Source organism: Luteimonas colneyensis (assembly GCF_014836665.1).
In the GTDB taxonomy this organism is placed as follows: Bacteria; Pseudomonadota; Gammaproteobacteria; order Xanthomonadales; family Xanthomonadaceae; genus Luteimonas; species Luteimonas colneyensis.
Genome location: NZ_JACSQJ010000002.1, coordinates 147,655 through 165,053 on the forward strand (window position 1 = coordinate 147,655; position 17,399 = coordinate 165,053).

At 73.8% G+C, this 17,399-nt stretch carries 15 protein-coding genes; 11 read left to right on the plus strand and 4 right to left on the minus strand.

Going from position 1 to position 17,399, the window contains the following annotated elements; all coding sequences use genetic code 11:
- Positions 1 to 11 precede the first annotated feature (11 nt).
- Both H9645_RS04775 and H9645_RS04780 read left to right on the plus strand, forming a co-directional pair.
- On the plus strand, positions 12 to 815 hold the full coding sequence (locus tag H9645_RS04775) for a M48 family metallopeptidase (RefSeq protein WP_191728598.1): 804 nt from the start codon (positions 12 to 14) through the stop codon (positions 813 to 815).
- Positions 816 to 857: 42 nt separating this feature from the next.
- Positions 858 to 1,364: a hypothetical protein gene (locus H9645_RS04780; RefSeq protein WP_191728599.1), complete on the plus strand. Its 507-nt coding sequence runs from the start codon at positions 858 to 860 to the stop codon at positions 1,362 to 1,364.
- Between the two features lie 21 nt (positions 1,365 to 1,385).
- Here the strand turns inward: H9645_RS04780 and H9645_RS04785 are convergent, their stop codons facing one another.
- Positions 1,386 to 2,231, minus strand: a complete 846-nt coding sequence (locus H9645_RS04785; RefSeq protein WP_191728958.1) for an alpha/beta fold hydrolase — start codon at positions 2,229 to 2,231, stop codon at positions 1,386 to 1,388.
- On the minus strand, positions 2,228 to 3,193 hold the full coding sequence (gene hemH / locus H9645_RS04790) for a ferrochelatase (RefSeq protein WP_191728959.1): 966 nt from the start codon (positions 3,191 to 3,193) through the stop codon (positions 2,228 to 2,230). The genes H9645_RS04785 and hemH overlap by 4 nt, the downstream gene beginning before the upstream one ends.
- Before the next feature lie 196 nt (positions 3,194 to 3,389).
- Between hemH and H9645_RS04795 the strand changes: the two genes are divergently transcribed.
- The 5 genes from H9645_RS04795 to H9645_RS04815 all read left to right on the plus strand — a co-directional run bounded on the left by H9645_RS04795 (position 3,390) and on the right by H9645_RS04815 (position 6,552).
- Positions 3,390 to 4,319: a lipid-binding SYLF domain-containing protein gene (locus H9645_RS04795; RefSeq protein WP_191728600.1), complete on the plus strand. Its 930-nt coding sequence runs from the start codon at positions 3,390 to 3,392 to the stop codon at positions 4,317 to 4,319.
- Between the two features lie 79 nt (positions 4,320 to 4,398).
- Positions 4,399 to 4,623, plus strand: a complete 225-nt coding sequence (gene tatA, locus H9645_RS04800) for a Sec-independent protein translocase subunit TatA (RefSeq protein WP_191728601.1) — start codon at positions 4,399 to 4,401, stop codon at positions 4,621 to 4,623.
- A gap of 21 nt (positions 4,624 to 4,644) precedes the next feature.
- Positions 4,645 to 5,097 (plus strand): Sec-independent protein translocase protein TatB, encoded by a 453-nt coding sequence (tatB, locus tag H9645_RS04805; RefSeq protein ID WP_191728602.1) that lies wholly within the window; start codon positions 4,645 to 4,647, stop codon positions 5,095 to 5,097.
- Positions 5,084 to 5,836: a twin-arginine translocase subunit TatC gene (gene tatC / locus H9645_RS04810; protein ID WP_191728603.1), complete on the plus strand. Its 753-nt coding sequence runs from the start codon at positions 5,084 to 5,086 to the stop codon at positions 5,834 to 5,836. The genes tatB and tatC overlap by 14 nt, the downstream gene beginning before the upstream one ends.
- Entirely contained in the window at positions 5,836 to 6,552 is a 717-nt protein-coding gene (locus H9645_RS04815) for an RDD family protein (protein WP_191728604.1), read from the plus strand. Before tatC ends, H9645_RS04815 begins: the two co-directional genes overlap by 1 nt.
- 13 nt (positions 6,553 to 6,565) lie before the next feature.
- Here H9645_RS04815 and H9645_RS04820 read toward each other — a convergent pair whose 3' ends face one another.
- Both H9645_RS04820 and H9645_RS04825 read right to left on the minus strand, forming a co-directional pair.
- Positions 6,566 to 7,483, minus strand: a complete 918-nt coding sequence (locus H9645_RS04820) for a hypothetical protein (protein ID WP_191728605.1) — start codon at positions 7,481 to 7,483, stop codon at positions 6,566 to 6,568.
- Between the two features lie 63 nt (positions 7,484 to 7,546).
- Positions 7,547 to 8,275, minus strand: a complete 729-nt coding sequence (locus H9645_RS04825) for a glutamine amidotransferase (RefSeq protein ID WP_191728606.1) — start codon at positions 8,273 to 8,275, stop codon at positions 7,547 to 7,549.
- Between the two features lie 97 nt (positions 8,276 to 8,372).
- Between H9645_RS04825 and glyQ the strand changes: the two genes are divergently transcribed.
- Genes glyQ through H9645_RS04845 form a run of 4 tightly spaced genes read left to right on the plus strand, consistent with a single transcriptional unit; the run spans position 8,373 to position 17,357 of the window.
- Entirely contained in the window at positions 8,373 to 9,284 is a 912-nt protein-coding gene (gene glyQ, locus H9645_RS04830) for a glycine--tRNA ligase subunit alpha (RefSeq protein WP_191728607.1), read from the plus strand.
- A gap of 14 nt (positions 9,285 to 9,298) precedes the next feature.
- Positions 9,299 to 11,458, plus strand: a complete 2,160-nt coding sequence (gene glyS, locus H9645_RS04835) for a glycine--tRNA ligase subunit beta (protein WP_191728608.1) — start codon at positions 9,299 to 9,301, stop codon at positions 11,456 to 11,458.
- A gap of 59 nt (positions 11,459 to 11,517) precedes the next feature.
- Complete coding sequence (locus H9645_RS04840) at positions 11,518 to 13,428, plus strand: autotransporter assembly complex protein TamA (protein ID WP_225218012.1); 1,911 nt, start codon at positions 11,518 to 11,520, stop codon at positions 13,426 to 13,428.
- The gene (locus H9645_RS04845) at positions 13,428 to 17,357 is read left to right on the plus strand and encodes a translocation/assembly module TamB domain-containing protein (protein WP_191728609.1); all 3,930 of its coding nucleotides are present in this window, start codon (positions 13,428 to 13,430) and stop codon (positions 17,355 to 17,357) included. Before H9645_RS04840 ends, H9645_RS04845 begins: the two co-directional genes overlap by 1 nt.
- Positions 17,358 to 17,399: the final 42 nt, after the last annotated feature.

Sequence of the window (17,399 nt, forward strand, 5' to 3'; positions counted from 1 at the left end):
AGAATCGTCATATGTCGTCCCTGCTCCGCCTGCTGCTCACGAAGTCCGATGCACCGGGCACCCGCAACGTGAAGCGCGATATCGTCGCGCTCACGATGGACGATGGCACCGAAGTCGAAGTGGTGCGCGTGCGCGATCCGCGCGCGCGCCGGCTGCGGCTGTCGGTCGACGAACGCGGCGCGCGCCTGACCCTGCCGCCGCGCGCGAGCGCGGTCTCCGGGACCCGCTTCCTCGAGCAGCACCGCGACTGGCTGGCCGCGCAGCTGCGCGCGCACGCCATCGACGACCTGGTCGAGCCGCTCGAGCGCGGCGTGACGCCCGCGCTGCCGCTCCGCGGGGCCATGCTGCCGCTGCGCTGGGAGCCGGGCCGCTACGCCTGCGTCATGCGCGAGGGCGAGGGCCTGGTCTTCCGGCACACCGGCCGCGGCGGTGATGCGGCGCTGCGGCGCGCGCTGCGCGACTTCTACGAGGGCGAAGCACGGGCCGACATCGGCGCCTGGCTGCCGCGCTACCTGCCCGCGCTGCCGCGCGCGCCGGCGCGCATCCGGCTGAAGGCGATGTCCTCGCAGTGGGGCTCGCTCGCGCCGGACGGCACCCTGGCGCTGGATCTTTCGCTGGTGCTGGGCCGGCCCTCGGCCTTCGAGTACGTGCTGGTCCACGAGCTCTGCCACCTGGTCCACGCCGACCATTCGCCCGCGTTCTGGGCCGAGGTCGAAGCGCGCTTCCCCGACTGGCGGACCGAGCGTGACTGGTTCCGGGTCCATGGCCGCCGGATCAAGGCGATGCTCAGGCTGCTGTCCGGTCCCTCGGCCTGAGGGCGTTCTACCGGTCAGGCACACCGCCACCGGGCTCGACGCATGCGCCATCCCCTGCCTCTCCTGATCCTTGCCGGCCTTGGCATGCTGGCCGCATCCGGCTGCCAGCGCGCCGCGGACGCCGCCACCGAAGCCGCCATCGAGCGCGCCAGCGGCCAGCAGGTCGGCATCGACCGGGACGGCGAGCGCCTGCGCATCACCAGCGCCGACGGCGAGGCCGTCATCACCGCAGGTGCCGGCGTGGCCCTGCCCGCGGACTTCCCCGACGACCTCTTCCTGCCGCCCAGCTACGGCATCACCAGCGTGATGGACGTCGGCGGGGCGCGCCTGGTGAACCTGGAGTCGGACGGCGCGGTGGCGTCGATGTTCGAGGCCACGCGGGCGTCGATGGCCGGCAAGGGCTGGTCGCAGACGCTGGCGATGCAGCAGGCCGACAGCGCGATGCTGGGCTTCAGCCAGGGCGAGCGCGAAGCCACGTACACCTTCACCCGGCACGCGGACGGCCCCGTGCTGGTCGGCATCCAGCTGCGCGCCGATCCACGCCAGTAGGCGCCGACGGCGCCGACCCGCTCAGCCGCGCAGGAACCCCGCGATTGCGGCGGCAACCTCGCCCGGCTGCTCCATGTGCAGGTGGTGCCCGCCCCGCAGCACGACCAGCTCCCCCGCCGGCAGCAAGGCGGCCCGCGCACGACGCACCGGATCGGGCAGGTAGGGCTGGGCGGGATCGGCGAACACGATCTTCGCCGGGCAGGTGATCCCGGCGACCAGGTCCTCGATCTGGGCCTCGGTCATGCGCACCATGGTCGGCAGGGTCAGGCGCGGGTCGCTGCTCCAGCACCAGCCGCCCTCCACCGCGTCCGTGCCGCGCTCGACCAGCAGCCGCGCCACCGCTTCGGTCAGGCCATTGGCCTTCATGCGCGCGCGCACCGCCGGCTCGAGGTCGGGGAACACGCGCAGGCGCTTGCCCGGCAGCGCGCGGGTGGCGGCGACCGCCTCGCGCAGGCGCTCGACGGTGCGTCCGGGCACTTCGGCCAGCGCGCCGAGCGCCTCGATCGCCACCAGCCGCTCCACGCGGTCGGGGCAGGCCGCCGTGACCAGGCTGGCGATGCCCGCGCCCATCGAATGGCCGAGCAGGGTGAAGCGCTCCCAGCCCAGGGCATCGGCGATGTCGAGCACGGTGTGCACGGCGCCCGCGAAGGAATAGTCCATGCCGCGCGGCAGGTGATCGCTGCGGCCGTGGCCGGGCAGGTCCGGCACCACCAGGTCGAGGCCCGGCAGGTGCGGCGCCAGCGGCACGAAGCTGGCGGCGTTGTCGAGCCAGCCGTGCAGGGCCAGCACCCGGCGTCCGCCTCCGCCGCCGGCGCGCAGTCCGCGCACCGTGCCGCCCGGCAGCGCGAGCTCGAAGCCTCGAGTCAGCGCCACGCGTCGAAGCCGCGCTGCGCCAGGCCGGCGATCGCACGCGCATGCGCCGGCTCGTCGTTGAGGCAGGGAATATAGGACAGCGTTTCGCCGCCGGCCTCGCGGAAGAAGCCGGCGTTCTGCATCGAGATCTCCTCCAGCGTCTCCAGGCAGTCGGCCGAGAAGCCGGGGCAGACGACGTCGATGCGCTTCACGCCTTCGCCCGCCAGCGCGCGCACGGTGGCATCGGTGGCCGGCGACAGCCACTTGCCGCCGCCGAAGCGCGACTGGAAGGTCAGCTGCCACTCGCCATCCGCGAGCCCGAGCTCCGCGGCGATCGCGCGTGCGCTGGCATGGCACTGGCGCTCGTAGGGATCACCCTGGTCGACCACGCGCTGCGGGATGCCGTGGAAGGAGAACAGCAGGCGCTCGCCGCGACCGTGGTGCTCCCGGTGTCGGCGGATGGACTCCGCGACCGCCCGCACCCAGTCCGGATCGACGTGGTAGTCCTCGACCATGCGCGCGGCCGGCAGCTCGCGCGCGATGACGTCGGCCATCGAGGCGGTGGTGGTGGTCGAGTACTGCGGATAGAGCGGCAGCACCAGCACGCGCGCGCCTTCCGCGCGCAGCTCGCGGAGGCGGCGGGTGAGCGCGGGTTCGCCGTAGCGCATCACGTGCTCCACGTGCACGCCCGGCAGCAGCGGCTGCACGGCCGCGGCCAGCCGGCGCGTGTGCACCTCCAGCGGCGAGCCGCCGTCCATCCAGATCTCGCCGTAGTTGTGCGCGACCCGGCGCGAGCGCAGCGGCAGCACCACCAGGCGCAGCATCGGCAGCCAGAACAGGCGCGGCAGCTGCACCACGCGGGGATCGGCGAGGAACTCGCCGAGGTAGCGCGACACCGCCTCCGGCGTCGGCGCCGAAGGCGTGCCGAGGTTGGCCAGCAGCAGGACGTCGCGGGGGGTGGGCGTGGTGTCGGTCATCTGGAACGGGCTGGCGTCGGCGAGCGGTGCAGGCAAGTGTACGGACGGCGCGGCCACCGCGCGCGCACGCGGCGCGGAACGCAGAGGCTCATCGTCGATTCATCGCGACGCGCCTAGCCTCGGGGCGCTGCACCGCGGTCGACAGCGCGCGCCGCGCCGCGCATCCTCCCAAGCAACCATCCGTCCGGAGTCCCCGATGACCGCCAAGCGCCACCTGCTCCGCCTGCCCGTCCTCGCCAGCGCGCTGTGCATCGCGCTGGCCGCCGCGCCCGCCGCCGCCGGCCCCGACGAGGACGCGCGCGCGCTCAACGCGGTGCGCGTGCTCACCGACATCCAGGCGATCCCGGAGTCGGCGATCCCCGAGAAGCTGTTCGACGAGGGCCGCGCGATCGTGGTCGTGCCCGATACCATCAAGGCCGGCCTGGTGATCGGCGGCCGCCGCGGCCACGGCCTGATGTCGGTGAAGACCCCCGAGGGCACCTGGTCCAACCCGAGCTTCATCAAGCTCACCGGCGGCAGCATCGGCCTGCAGGCGGGCGTGCAGTCCTCCGACGTGGTGCTGGTGTTCCGCAGCGACCGCGGCCTGGAGTCGATCGTCAACGGCAAGTTCACCCTGGGCGCCGACGCCGCGGTCGCCGCCGGCCCGGTGGGCCGAAACGCGTCCACCGCCACCGACGGCGAGCTCAAGGCCGAGATCTGGTCGTGGTCGCGCGCGCGCGGCCTGTTTGCGGGCATCGCCCTGGACGGCGCGGTGCTGTCGATCGACGACGAGGCCAACGAGGCCGCCTACGGCCGCGACACCACGCCACGGATGATCTTCGAGGGCCGCGCCACCGGCCAGCCGTCGACCGCGCTGGTCGACTTCCGCGACAGCCTGGAGGAGGCCACCGCGCTGGCCCGCGCCAACCGCGGCACCGACGGCAGCGCGGCCCACACCCGCACGGCCACCGCCGCCCCGGCGCCCGCCTCCGTCCCGGCGGCACGGGTGGAAACGGCCCCGATCGGGACCGGCACCGCGCCGGCGCAGGCGCCAAGCACGTTCGAGCCGGTCGACGAGTCACCGGTCACGTCCGAGCCGCTGCCGGCCGACGACCTGCCGGCGCCGCTGCCGGACCCGATCGACTGAGCGATCCCGCCGTCGCCCGCGGCCGCACCGCGGGCGACTTGGTATCCTGAGCCCCCGAACACATCCAGGACTCGCGGCAATGGGCAGTTTCAGCATCTGGCATTGGATCATCGTCCTGGTGGTCGTGCTGCTGATCTTCGGCACCAAGCGCCTGCGCGGCGCCGGCCGCGACCTCGGCGAGGCAGTGAAGGGCTTCAAAAAGGGCATGGCCGACGAGGACGACAAACCCGCCGGCCAGCTCGGCGACCAGTCCCGCGAAGGCGAACGCAAGGCCGAGCGCGACAACGACTCCGTCCAGCGCTGATCCCCGGCGCGGCGTCCGGGCATGTTCGACCTCGGGTTCAGCGAACTGCTGTTGATCGCCCTGGTGGCGCTCGTGGTCCTCGGACCGGAGCGGCTGCCGAAGGCCGCGCGCTTCGCCGGCCTGTGGGTGCGGCGCGCGCGTGCGCAGTGGTACTCGGTGCGCTCCGAACTCGAGCGCGAGCTGGCCGCCGAGGAGCTGAAGCGCAACCTCGACGCCGTGCGCACCTCGGCCACCGATTTCGAGCGCCAGGCGCGCAGCGCCGTGGATGACCTGGATGCCGGCGTGCGCAAGGCCGAGGCCGACGCACGCGGCGGGCTCCGGGCGCTGCGCGACGACCTGGCCGGCACGCCGCCGGCGCCGCCGGACGCCACCGCCGAAGACGACGCCCCGATGCCCGGGCCGCCGTCGACCGCGCCGCTCCCGGCGACCGACGCCGACGCTGCACCCGAAGGAGACGGCGATGGCCGGCGCTGACGGCGAAGGCCACCTCTTCGACCACCTGCTCGAGCTGCGCTCCCGCATCCTGCGCGGGATCGTCGGCCTGGGCGTGGTGCTGGCCGCGCTGCTGCCGTTCGCCAACAAGCTCTACGCGCGACTGTCGCAGCCGCTGGTCGACAAGCTGCCCGAGGGCGCGCACCTGATCGCGGTCGAGGTCGCTTCGCCGTTCTTCGCGCCGCTCAAGCTGGCGTTCTTCGCCGCGCTGGTGCTGAGCATGCCCTGGCTGCTCTACCAGGCCTGGGCCTTCGTGGCCCCGGGGCTGTACCGCCGGGAGAAGAACCTGGCGCTGCCGCTGCTGGCGAGTTCGCTGCTGCTGTTCTACGCCGGCTGCGCCTTCGCCTTCTTCGTGGTGCTGCCGTCCGTGTTCGGCTTCCTCACCATGGTCACGCCCGAAGGCGTGGCGATGATGACCGACATCAACGCCTACCTCGACTTCGTGCTGGTGATCTTCCTCGCCTTCGGCCTGAGCTTCGAACTGCCGGTGGCGCTGGTGATCCTGGTGCTGATGGGCTGGGTGACGCCGGCGCAGCTGCGGGAGGCGCGCGGCTACGCGATCGTGGGCATCTTCATCCTCGCGGCGATCATCACCCCGCCGGACGTGATCTCGCAGCTGATGCTGGCGATCCCGATGTGCCTGCTGTACGAGGCGGGGATCGTGGCCTCGCGCATGCTCTCCCCGCGCGGGGCGGCGGCCGGCGACGCGGGCACGGACTGATGCGTCCGGCCGGCTTCTGGCGGCGCTGCGCGGCATGGTCGCTGGATGCGCTGCCGGTCGGCGTGGCCTCGTTGGCACTGGCATTGCGCAGGCGCTCGCCGGGCACTGGCGGGGACGCGCTGGCTTCGGCCTGGGCGTCGCTGGTCGAGGCGCTCGCGCATCGGGTGGCGGCCGCGGTCACCGGCGCGTACGGAGAGTCCGGCGCGGGCGCGCTCTATGTGCTCGTCCGCGGCGCCCTGCGCGATCCAGTGCTGCTCACGGCGGCGGACGCGGTGCAGGCGGCACTGGCCGCGCTCGTCATCCCGCCCCTGATCGCCTTCAACGCCCTGTTCCTGGCCTGGTGCGTGGGCTTCGAGCGCTCGCCCCTGCGCGCCACGCCCGGCAAACGCGCACTGGGGCTGCGCGTCGCCACGACGGACGGGAGCGCGCCCGGCACCGGGCGTCTGCTCCTGCGCTTCTTCGCGGGTGCGCTGTCGTGGCTGAGCCTCAACCTCGGCCATCTGCTCGCGGCCATGCCGCCCGCGCACGCCACGCTGCACGACCGCATCAGCGCGACGCGCGTCGTGCTGGCGCCGGAGGCATCGGAAACGTTGCCATCATGGGCCAGGGCCTGGCTGTGGGTCCTGGCCGCCGCGCTGCTGCTGGCCAGCGCCTGGGCAGCGGCCGCGATGGCTGGGTCGATGCGGCTCGCGCTGGACCGCGCGCTATGGGGCTGAGGGCCGCCCGGCGTCAGGCGGCGACGCGGCTGCCGTCGTCGCGGCCGGCACCGTCGCGGTCGCCGTCGCCGCAGATGTCGCGCCACATGGCGTACATCACGCCGAAGCTCACCACGACCATCACCAGCACCACCAGCAGGTAGACCGGGATGCCGATGACCATGGCGACCATCATCGCGGCGCCGCTGCCGCCGGCGAGGCCGCCGAACAGCACCGCCAGCAGGCCGATCACCAGGCCGAACACCAGCATCGCCACCAGGCCCAGCAGCATCAGCACCACCAGCGGCAGCACGTTGCGCACGGCGCCGGCGGCACCGTCGGCCAGCGCCCCGCCAATGCCGCGGTTGCGCAGCGCCACCTGGCCCAGCGCGAGCGCCTGCGCCGCATAGGTCAGCACGCCGACCACCATCACCACCGCCAGCAGGCGGCCGAAGCCGGGGGGCATCTCCGCCACCTGGTCGGGCGTGACCGCCGTCGCCGAGGCCATGTTCTCGAGGTACCAGCGGCCGGCATCGGGCGCGACCAGCATCACGCCGCCGGCCATCAGCAGGTACTGCAGCACCGCCAGCACCACCAGGATCACCACCGCCTGCATCCAGGCGCCGCGATCGGCGAAGCCCGAGAAGACCTGCGTCGCCGTGGCGGGACGCCCATCCTCGACGGCGTCGATCAGGCGCAGGTAGCCGACCATCAGCGCGGCCATCAGCGCGAGCAGCGGCAGGGTGACCAGCACGCTGCCGGCCATCTGCGCGCCGCCGCCTTCGGGCATCACGAGGGCGAGCAGCACGCTCAGGACCATCGCCGCCGCGAACACCACCGCCAGCAGCAGCGCCGCGCCGCCGAAGATCGCCCTCGGATTGCTGCCGCCCAGGTTCACTGCGGCCATCAGCCAGCGCCAGCCCGCGGCCGGACCCATCGTGCGTGTCGTCATCCCGTTCCCCGGTTGCGGTGTCTGTCAGCGTGGCGGCGCCACGCCGTCATCGTACCCGATGGCTCAGGCATGCCGGCGTGCGCGGCGCACGAAGCGGCGCAGCACCCGGCGCGCGTCGGGAGCCGCGCGCACCGCGTCGTGCATCGCCGCCGCGTCGCGGCCTTCGGCGGCCAGCGCCTCGCGGCGTGCGGCGATGTAGCCGCGCATGTGCGTGGCGCTGAACTCGGGATGGAACTGCACGCCCCAGGCATCGGCGCCCCAGCGGAAGGCATGCGCGTCGTCGAGGGCGGACGCGGCGAGCACGGTGGCGCCCGGCGGCGGCGCCAGCACGCTCTGCAGGTGGGTGGACTGGGTGGCGAAGCGCGCGGGCAGCCCGGCGAACAGCGGATCGTCGCCGGCATGCGGATGCAAGTCGATATCGACCGTGCCCATCTCGCGCCCGCGCGGGTTGTCGCCGACCTCGCCGCCGAGCGCATGCGCCAGCAGCTGGTGGCCGTAGCAGATGCCGAAGACGTGGGCGCCGTCGTGGGCGGCGTCGCGCAGCCAGTCGGCGGCGCGCTCGCTCCAGGCCTCGCGGTCGCTGACCATCGCGCCGGAACCGGTGACCAGCACGCCGGCGTAGTCGCGGTGCGACGACGGGACGTCGCCCGACTGCACGTCCACCGCTTCCAGCTCGCCGCGCGCCAGTCCCGCGGCGGTGCGGATCCAGTGTGGAAACCCGCCGTGGCGGCGCATCGAAGGCACCGGACGGCCGGTCTCGAGGACCAGGAAGGGGCGTGCGTGTCGGGTCATGTTCGGCAACCGGGGAAGCGCGCGGCGCGGGCCGCGCGGGGTCGACCGCTATACTAGCCCGCCCTCGGACCACGCCGCGCAGGCGGCACGGACGCGCATGACCGCACCCACGTTCCAGCAGCTGATCCAGCGCCTCAACGAGTTCTGGGCAGCCCAGGGCTGCGTGCTCATCCAGCCCCTGGACCTGGAGGTCGGCGCCGGCACCTTCCACCCGGCCACGTTCCTGCGCTCGCTCGGCCCGGAGCCGTGGAACGCCGCCTACGTGCAGCCCTGCCGCCGCCCCACCGACGGCCGCTACGGCGAGAACCCCAACCGCCTGCAGCGCTACTACCAGTACCAGGTGGTGATGAAGCCCAGCCCCGACAACATCGTCGAGCTGTACTTCGATTCGCTCAAGGCGCTCGGGGTCGATCCGCTGGTGCACGACCTGCGCCTGGTCGAGGACAACTGGGAGTCGCCGACGCTCGGCGCCTGGGGCCTGGGCTGGGAGGTCTGGCTCAACGGCATGGAGGTGACCCAGTTCACCTGGTTCCAGCAGGCCGGCGGCCTCGAGTGCCGCCCGGTGCTGGGCGAGATCACCTACGGCCTCGAGCGCCTGTGCATGTACCTGCAGAACGTCGACGACGTGTTCGACCTGGTGTGGACGCACGGCCCCGACGGCACGCCGGTCACGTACCGCGACGTCTACCACCAGAACGAGGTGGAGCAGAGCACCTACAACTTCGAGCACGCCGACGTGGCGGAGCTGTTCCACCGCTTCGACGCCTGCGAGGCCGAGGCCATGGCGCTGGTCGAACTCGGCCTGCCGCTGCCCGCCTACGAGCAGGTGATGAAGGCCAGCCACAGCTTCAACATGCTCGACGCCCGCCGCGCGATCAGCGTCACCGAGCGCCAGCGCTACATCCTGCGGGTCCGCAAGCTGTCGCAGGCGGTCGCCGAAGCCTATTACGCACAGCGCGAGAAGCTGGGCTTCCCGGGGCTGCGCAACGCGCCGGCCACCGCCGCCTGAACCCGGGGACCACGATGACCGACACCGCTCCGCTCCTGATCGAACTGGGCACCGACGAGCTGCCCGTCAACGCGCTGCCCGGCCTGGCCCGCGCCTTCCTCGACGGCGTGCAGGGCGCGCTGTCGCGGCGCGGCGTGGCCTTCGCCGAGGGCGCGCGGCCGCTGTACACGCCGCGGCGCCTGGCGGTGCTGCTGGACGACGTCGCCACCACCCAGCCCGAACAGGCGTCCGAGGTCCTCGGCCCCTACCTCCACATCGCGCTCGACGCGGAAGGCCAGCCGACGCGTGCGCTGCAGGGCTTCGCGCAGAAGGCCGGCGTCGAGTGGACGGCGCTGGAGCGCATGACCGACCAGAAGGGCGAACGCTTCGTGCACCGCTCGGTCAAGCCGGGCGCGGCCACCCGCGAGCTGCTGCAGGCGGTGCTCGACGAGGCCATCGCGGCGATGCCGATCCCCAAGCCGATGCGCTGGGGCGCGCACGCGCACGCCTTCGCGCGCCCGGTGCACTGGCTGGTCGCGCTGCTCGGCGACGACGTGGTGCCGGCCACCGTCTTCGGCATCGCCTCCGACCGCATGAGCCGCGGCCACCGCTTCATGCACGACAGGCCGGTCTGGATCGGCGCGCCCGGCGACTACGTCGAGGCACTGCATGCCGCGAAGGTGCTGGTCGATCCCGACGCGCGCCGCGATGCGATCGTCCAGGGCGTGCAGGCCGCGGCCGGCGCCGGCGGCGGCGTCGCCCGCATCGATGCCGGCAACCTTGCCCAGGTGGAGTGCCTGGTCGAGTGGCCGCATGCCGTGGCCTGCTCGTTCGAGCCGGAGTTCCTGGCGGTGCCGCAGGAAGCGCTGGTGGCGACGATGGAGGCCAACCAGAAGTTCTTCCCGGTGCTCGACGCCGAAGGGCGGCTGACCGAGCGCTTCATTGGCGTCGCCAACATCGCCTCCCGCGACGAGGCCGAAGTGCGCAAGGGCTACGAGCGCGTGATCCGCCCGCGCTTCGCCGACGCCAAGTTCTTCTTCGTCGAGGACATGAAGCAGGGCCTCTCGGCGATGAACGACGGCCTCGCTGGCGTGACCTACCAGACCAGGCTGGGCAGCGTGGCCGACAAGGCCGCGCGCGTGGCGACGCTGGCGGAAACGCTCGCGCCGGCCGCCGGCGTGGCGCCGGCGCTGGCCCGCCAGGCCGCGCTGCTGTCCAAGGCCGACCTGCAGTCGCGCATGGTCAACGAGTTCCCGGAACTGCAGGGCATCGCCGGGCGCTACTACGCGATCCAGGACCCGGCGCTCGCCAGACTCGCGCACGAGGACCGCGAGGCCCTGGCCAATGCGCTCGACGAAGCCTGGCAGCCCCGCGGCGCCGGCGACGCCATCGCACCCTCGCCGCTGGGCCGGCTGCTGGCCGTGGCCGAGCGCATCGACACCCTGGCCGGCGGCTTCGCCGCGGGGCTGAAGCCCACCGGCAACAAGGACCCCTTCGCCCTGCGCCGGGCCGCGCTCGGGCTGGCGCGCACGATCATCGAGGGCGGGATGGCGCTGGACCTGCCGGCCTCGCTGGCCGCCGCCATCGACGCGGTGAAGTCGGCGATGGCCCGGATCCCCGGAAAGCCCGCGCAGGTGACCATGCGCGAGGTTCCCGAGTGGAATGCCGGCTTCGACCAGGACACCGGCGAGCTCTACGACTTCATCCTCGAGCGCCTGCGCGGCTACTACGCCGACCGCGGCGTGCCGGCGCAGCAGTTCAACGCCGTGGCGGCGCTGCGCCCGGCCTCGCTCGCCGACTTCGACCGCCGCATCGAGGCCATCGCCAGCTTCGCGCGCCTGCCCGAAGCCGAGGCCCTGGCCGCCGCCGACAAGCGCATCCGCAACATCCTGCGCAAGGCCGAGGGCCCGGTCGGCGACGACGTCGACGCGGCGCTGCTGGTGGAACCGGCCGAACAGGCGCTGGCGTCCGCTGTCGAGGCCGCCTGGGCCGACGCCGGCCCGGCGCTGGAGAACGGCGACTACGTGGCCGCGCTGGCGCGCCTGGCGCGGCTGCGTCCGGAGGTCGATGCCTTCTTCGACGCGGTGATGGTCAACGCCGAAGACCCGGCGCTGCGCGGCAATCGCCTGGCGCTGCTGCAGCGGCTGGCGAAGCGCCTGGGCGCGGTGGCGGAGCTGGGGCAACTGTCGGCGTAAGGGTGCGCAGCCCGGCGTCCGTTAATGGATCCTGCACCCAACGCCGGTATCCTGCCGCGATGCCTGCATTCTCCCATGCCGCTGCCGTCCTGCTGCTGTCCGCCTTCGCCGGCAGCGTCCACGCCGCCAGCGTGTCCGTCGTCGAGATCAACGGCCTCGACGAGGAGATGGAGGACAACGTCCGTACCTCGCTCTCGCTGGTCGACGCCATCGGCAGCGAGGTGACCTGGCGCCGGCTCGCCTACATGATGCGCGCCGCCGGCGACGAGACCCGCGAGGCGCTGCAGCCCTTCGGCTACTACTCGCCGCGCATCGTGGTCGAGCGCGTGCGCGGGGGCGACCGCCGCGTCGTGCTCGACACCGCGGCGCAGGAAGAGCAGGAGGCATCGGACAGCGCAGCGGCGACCGCGCAGGCGGTGCGCGAAGCCGGCAGCACGGCGCGCGCCGCCGGCGACGCCCAGGCACCGGTGTCGGTGGTGATCACGGTGGAGCCGGGCGAGCCGGTGCGGGTGCGCCGCGCCGACATCGCCATCCTCGGCGACGGCAACGACGACCGCTACCTGCAGGACGAGCTCGAGGACTTCATCCCGCGCGAAGGCTCCATCCTCCACCACCCGTCCTACGAGGCGAGCAAGACCCGGATCAGCCGCCGCCTCGCCGAGCGCGGCTATTTCGACGCCGACTTCAGCGCGCGCCGCGTGGCGGTGACGCGCGCCGAGCAGGCCGCCGACATCGAACTGGTGTGGACCAGCGGCGAACGCTATGACATGGGCCCGACGCGCTTCGTGCAGGCGCCGGCCGAGGTGGTCAACCCCGCGCTGCTGGAGCGCCTGGTGTACTGGGACGAAGGCGAGTACTACCACCAGGGCCGCCTCGACCGCCTGCGCACCTCGCTCGCCCGGCTCGACTACTTCAGCCGCATCGACATCACCCCGCGCCCCGAGGACGCCGTCGACGGCGGGGTGCCGGTGGATGTCGCGCTCACCCCCGCCAAGCGCGACGTCTACACCGCCGGCCTGAGCTACGGCACCGACAGCGGCGCCGGCATCCGGCTCGGGCAGGAGCGCCGCTACGTCAACCGCCGCGGCCACAAGGCGCTGTGGCAGGTGGACTACGCGCGCAAGCGCAAGACGCTGTCGCTGCAGTACCGCATCCCCGCCTTCCGCTGGCTCGACGGCTGGTACACGGTGGGCCTGCAGGCCGCCGACGAGCAGACCGACTACATCGACAGCCGCCGCGTCGAGTTCGCCGCCAGCCGCAGCGGCCAGTACAGCCGCAACCTCAACCTGGTGGCCTCGATGCACGCGCTGCGCGAGCGCTGGGCCTACGAGTACGAGGACGACGGCGATCCGTCGACGCCGGCGCTCTACCGCTATGCCACGTTCACCTATCCCTCGCTGCGCGCGACCTACGTCGACCTCGACGACACCCTGTTCCCGCGCAGCGGCTACAGCGGCAGCCTGATGCTGCGTGGCGGCGTGGAGGGCGCGGGCTCGGAGGCCAGCTTCTTCCAGGCGCACGCGCGCGCGCACTGGTACCTCGGCTTCGGCGAGAGCGACCGGCTGATCCTGCGCGGCGAATGGGGCCGCACCGAGACTAGTGCACTGGTCGACATGCCGCCCAGCCTGCGCTTCTACGCCGGCGGCGATGGCAGCATCCGCGGCTACGAATGGCGCGAGGTCGGCCCGCGCGTGGTCGATGCCAACGACAAGGGCTTCGCGCTCGGCGCGCGCCACGTGGTCAGCGCGAGCGCCGAGTACGAGCACTATTTCGGCGGCGGCCCCTGGGGCATGGCGGCCTTCGTCGACACCGGCAGCGCCTTCGACGGCTCGCCGGAGCTGCGCACCGGCGTCGGCGTCGGCCTGCGCTGGCAGACCCCGGTGGGCCCGCTGCGGCTGGACGTCGCGCGCGGCCTGGACGACCCGGATTCGCCCTTCACCCTGCACCTCAACATCGGCACCAGCCTCTGATGGCGCGCACGCCCGTCCCCGCCGACGTCAGCCCGGAAGAGCGCGAGCAGCGCATCCGCGAGCTGCGCGCGCGTCGCAAGGCGCGCATGCGCACGCTGGCCCTGCGCAGCGCGGCCGGCACCACCGTGCTGGTGGCGCTGCTGCTGGTCGCAGGCTGGTGGCTGCTGGGCACGCTCGGCGGCCGCGACTTCCTGCTGGGACAGGTGGTGGCGCGGCTGCCCGCCGGCACCACGCTGGAATGGCGCGAGGCCGAAGGCCCGGCCTCGGGCCCGCTGACGCTGCACGACGTGGTGTTCCAGCAGCAGGTCTGCCCCGAGGCCGACGACCAGCCGGTGCCCTACGGCCAGTGCGCCGCGCCCAACACGCTGCGCTTCAGCGCGAAGCGGGTCACCCTGGATCCGGCGCTGCGGCCGCTGCTCGGGCGCACCCTGCGCCTGGACGCCGCGCAGGTGGAGGGCGCGCTGCTGGAACTGCCGCCGTCCGACGACGGCGAACCGTTCTCGCTGCCGCGCTGGCCCGAGGTGCTGCCGCGGATCGAGCCGCCGCTGGGCCTGCAGGCGGACGCGATCGAGATCGACGGCTTCCGCGTGCTGCGCGGCGGCGAACCGATGATCGACATCGCCGACGTCCGCGGCGGCATGGAGGCGCAGCGCGGCCTGCTGCGGCTGCGCCGGGTGCTGGTGCACAGCGACCGCGGCGACCTGCTCGTCGACGGCGAATACGCCCCCGCCGACGACTACCGCATGGACCTCACCGCCTCGGCGCTGTTGCCCGCCCCGCCCGGCAGCACCCGGCCGCGCCTGGGCCTGGTGGCGCGCGGCGACGTCTCGGCGCTGGACGTGGCGCTGTCGGGGCACGTGCCGGCACCCGTGCGGGCACACATCGGCCTGCGCGGTGCCGGCGCGCCGGAATGGACCTTCAGCGCGGCGAGCGAAGCCCTGGACCCGGCCCTGCTCGCGGGGCTGGGCGAGCCCGGCACGCCCGTCGCCTTCGACCTGGCCGCGCACGGCACTGGCGGGCGCGCGCAGCTGCAGGGCGAGCTGGCCTACGGCGAGCTGCAGGCCACCATCCAGCCGTCCGCCGCCATCCTCGAGGAGCAGGTGCTGGAGTTCGATCCGCTGGTGGTCGACCTGCTCGAGGGCCGCGTCACCGTCACCGGCCGCGGCGACTTCGCCGATCCCCGCGCCGCCGACCTGCGCTACGCCGTGGTCGCCCGCGACCTGGCCTGGGCGCCGACGCCCGCGGACGGCGCCGCGCCCGACCCTTCGGCCAGGGTTCGCGCCGACGCCGACCTCGGCATCGCCGGCACCGCGGCGCTCTGGGCGATCGTCGGCGAGGCGCGGCTGGAGCGCGGCGGCGACCGCGCCGAGGTCGAACTCAGGGGTCGCGGCAACCAGGAACGCATCGACATCGGCAGCCTGGTCGCAAGCACGCCGACCGGGCGCCTGGACGGCAGCGGGCACGTCACCTGGGCGCCGGCCCTGGCCTGGGAGTTCAACGCCGCGCTGACCGGCTTTGATCCCGGCTACTTCGCGCCGGGCTTCGACGGCGCCATCGACGGACGCATCGCCACCACCGGCGGCACCCGCGACGACGGCGGCCTCGACCTGCGCGCCGACATCGAAGACCTGGGCGGGCGCCTGCGCGGGCGCGCGCTCGGCGGCCGCGCCGGCTTCGCCATGCGCGGCGCCACGCCCGGCGGCACCGACGCTGCGAGCTTCGAGGGCGACGCGGCGCTGTCGATCGGCCAGAGCCGCATCGACGCCCGCGGCCGCGTCGACGACCGCATCGACATCCAGGCCTCGCTGGATCCGCTGCGCCTGGACGACCTGCTGCCCGGCGCCGCGGGCCGGCTCGACGGCCGCCTGGCCGTGGCCGGTGGCCGCGACAGCCCGGACCTGCGCGCCGATCTCGCCGGCGCCGGCCTGCGTTACGGCGCCTACGCGGCCGAGCGCCTGCAGCTGCGCGGACAGCTGCCCTGGCGCGGCGGTGGCGGCGAACTCCAGGTCGACGCCGGCGGCGTGCAGGCCGGGATCGCGCTGGACACGCTGTCGGTGCAGGCGCGCGGCGCGGTGGAGGACCTGCGCTTCGACGCCAGCGCGCGCGGCGACATCGGCAGCGCCTCGCTTTCGGGCAGCGCGCAGCGCGGCGCCAACGGTCGCTGGCAGGGCACGCTCGCCGCGCTGCAGGCCGCGCCCGCGGTCGGCGCCTCCTGGCGCCTGGAATCGGCGGCGGTGTTCGCACAGACCGCCGGCGGCTTCACGCTGTCGCCGGCCTGCCTGGATTCCGACGTCGGCGGCCACCTCTGCGCCAGCGCCGACTGGCCGCGGCAGGGCCTCGACATCGACGGCGAGGACCTGCCGCTGGCCCTGGTCGGCCCCTACCTGCCGACGCAGGACAGCGGGCGGCCCTGGCACCTGGACGGCAGCATCGACATCGACGCCCGCCTGCGGCCCGCGGGCCGGGCCTGGCAGGGGCACTTCAACGTCGCCTCCAGCGACGGCGCGCTGCGCACCAGCCCGCGCTCGCGCCGCAACGTGCTGTCCTACAGCGGCCTCGCGCTGGACGCGGTGTTCGACGCCAACCGCATCGACGCCAGCCTCGGGCTGGGCTTCAACGGCAACGGCCGCATCGCCGCGCGCCTGCGCACCGGCTGGGACGCGTACGCGCCGCTGCAAGGCGAAGTGACCGCGGCCACCAGCGAGCTGACCTGGCTGGAGCTGTTCTCGCCCGACATCGTCTCGCCCACCGGGCGCCTGGATGCCGACGTCAGCCTGTCGGGCACGCGCGCGGCGCCGGCGCTGGGCGGCTACGCGGCGCTGTCGGATTTCGCGGCCGAGATCCCGTCGCTGGCGATCGCGATCGTCGATGGCCAGGCGCGGCTGGACGCCCGGCCCGACGGCGACGCCCGCATCAGCGGCAGCCTCGGCACCGGCGGCGAGGGCCGGCTGGCGATCGACGGCAGCCTCGGCTGGCGCAGCCCGGGCGCACCGCTGCAGCTGCGCGTGAGCGGCAACGACGTGCTGGTGTCCGACACCCGCGACCTGCGCGCCGTCGCCAGTCCCGACATCGAGGTGCGCTACGCCGCCGGCCGTCCGCTGCAGGTCGCAGGGCGCGTGCTGGTGCCGAGCGCGCGCATGGACCTGGAGCGCCTGAGCGACGGCGTCTCCGCCTCGCCCGACGTGGTGGTGCTGGATCCGGTGGATCCCGAGGAGGGGCCGTCGATGCCGATGGAGCTCGACCTGACGCTCGCGATGGGCGACGACGTGCACCTCAACGGCTTCGGGCTGGAGGGCGAGCTGACCGGCGAGCTGCGCGTGCTGTCGCGCGCCGGCCGCGAGATGACCGGGCACGGCCTGCTCGAGGTCGGCGGCCGCTACGAGGCCTACGGCCAGGAGCTCGCGATCACCCGCGGGCGGCTGTCGTGGTCGAACACGCCGGTGTCCGATCCGCTGCTCGACATCCGCGCCGAGCGCCGCGTCGGCGACGTCACCGCCGGCATCGACGTCGGCGGCCGCGCCTCGGCGCCGCGCGCGCAGGTGTGGACCGACCCGGCCAGCGATGAATCGGAAGCGCTGGCCCTGCTCGCGCTCGGCCGCCCGCTGTCCAGCCTCAGCGGCCGCCAGGCCAGCGACATCGACGCCGCCTCGGCCGCGCTCAACGCCGGCGGCAGCCTGCTTGCCGGACAGATCGGCAAGCGCATCGGCCTGGACGATGCCGGCGTGATGGAGTCGCGCACGCTCGGCGGCAGCGTGTTCGGGATCGGCAAGCAGCTGTCGCCGCGTCTCTACGTCGGCTTCGGCGTATCCCTGCTGGGCACCGGCCAGGTGCTGACGCTGAAGTACCTGCTGCGCAAGGGCTTCGACGTCGAGATCGAGTCGAGCACGCTGGAGAGCCGCGGCTCGATCAACTACCGCCACGAGCGCTGAGCACGAGCACCTGCGCACGCACCCCTTGTAGGAGCAGCTACA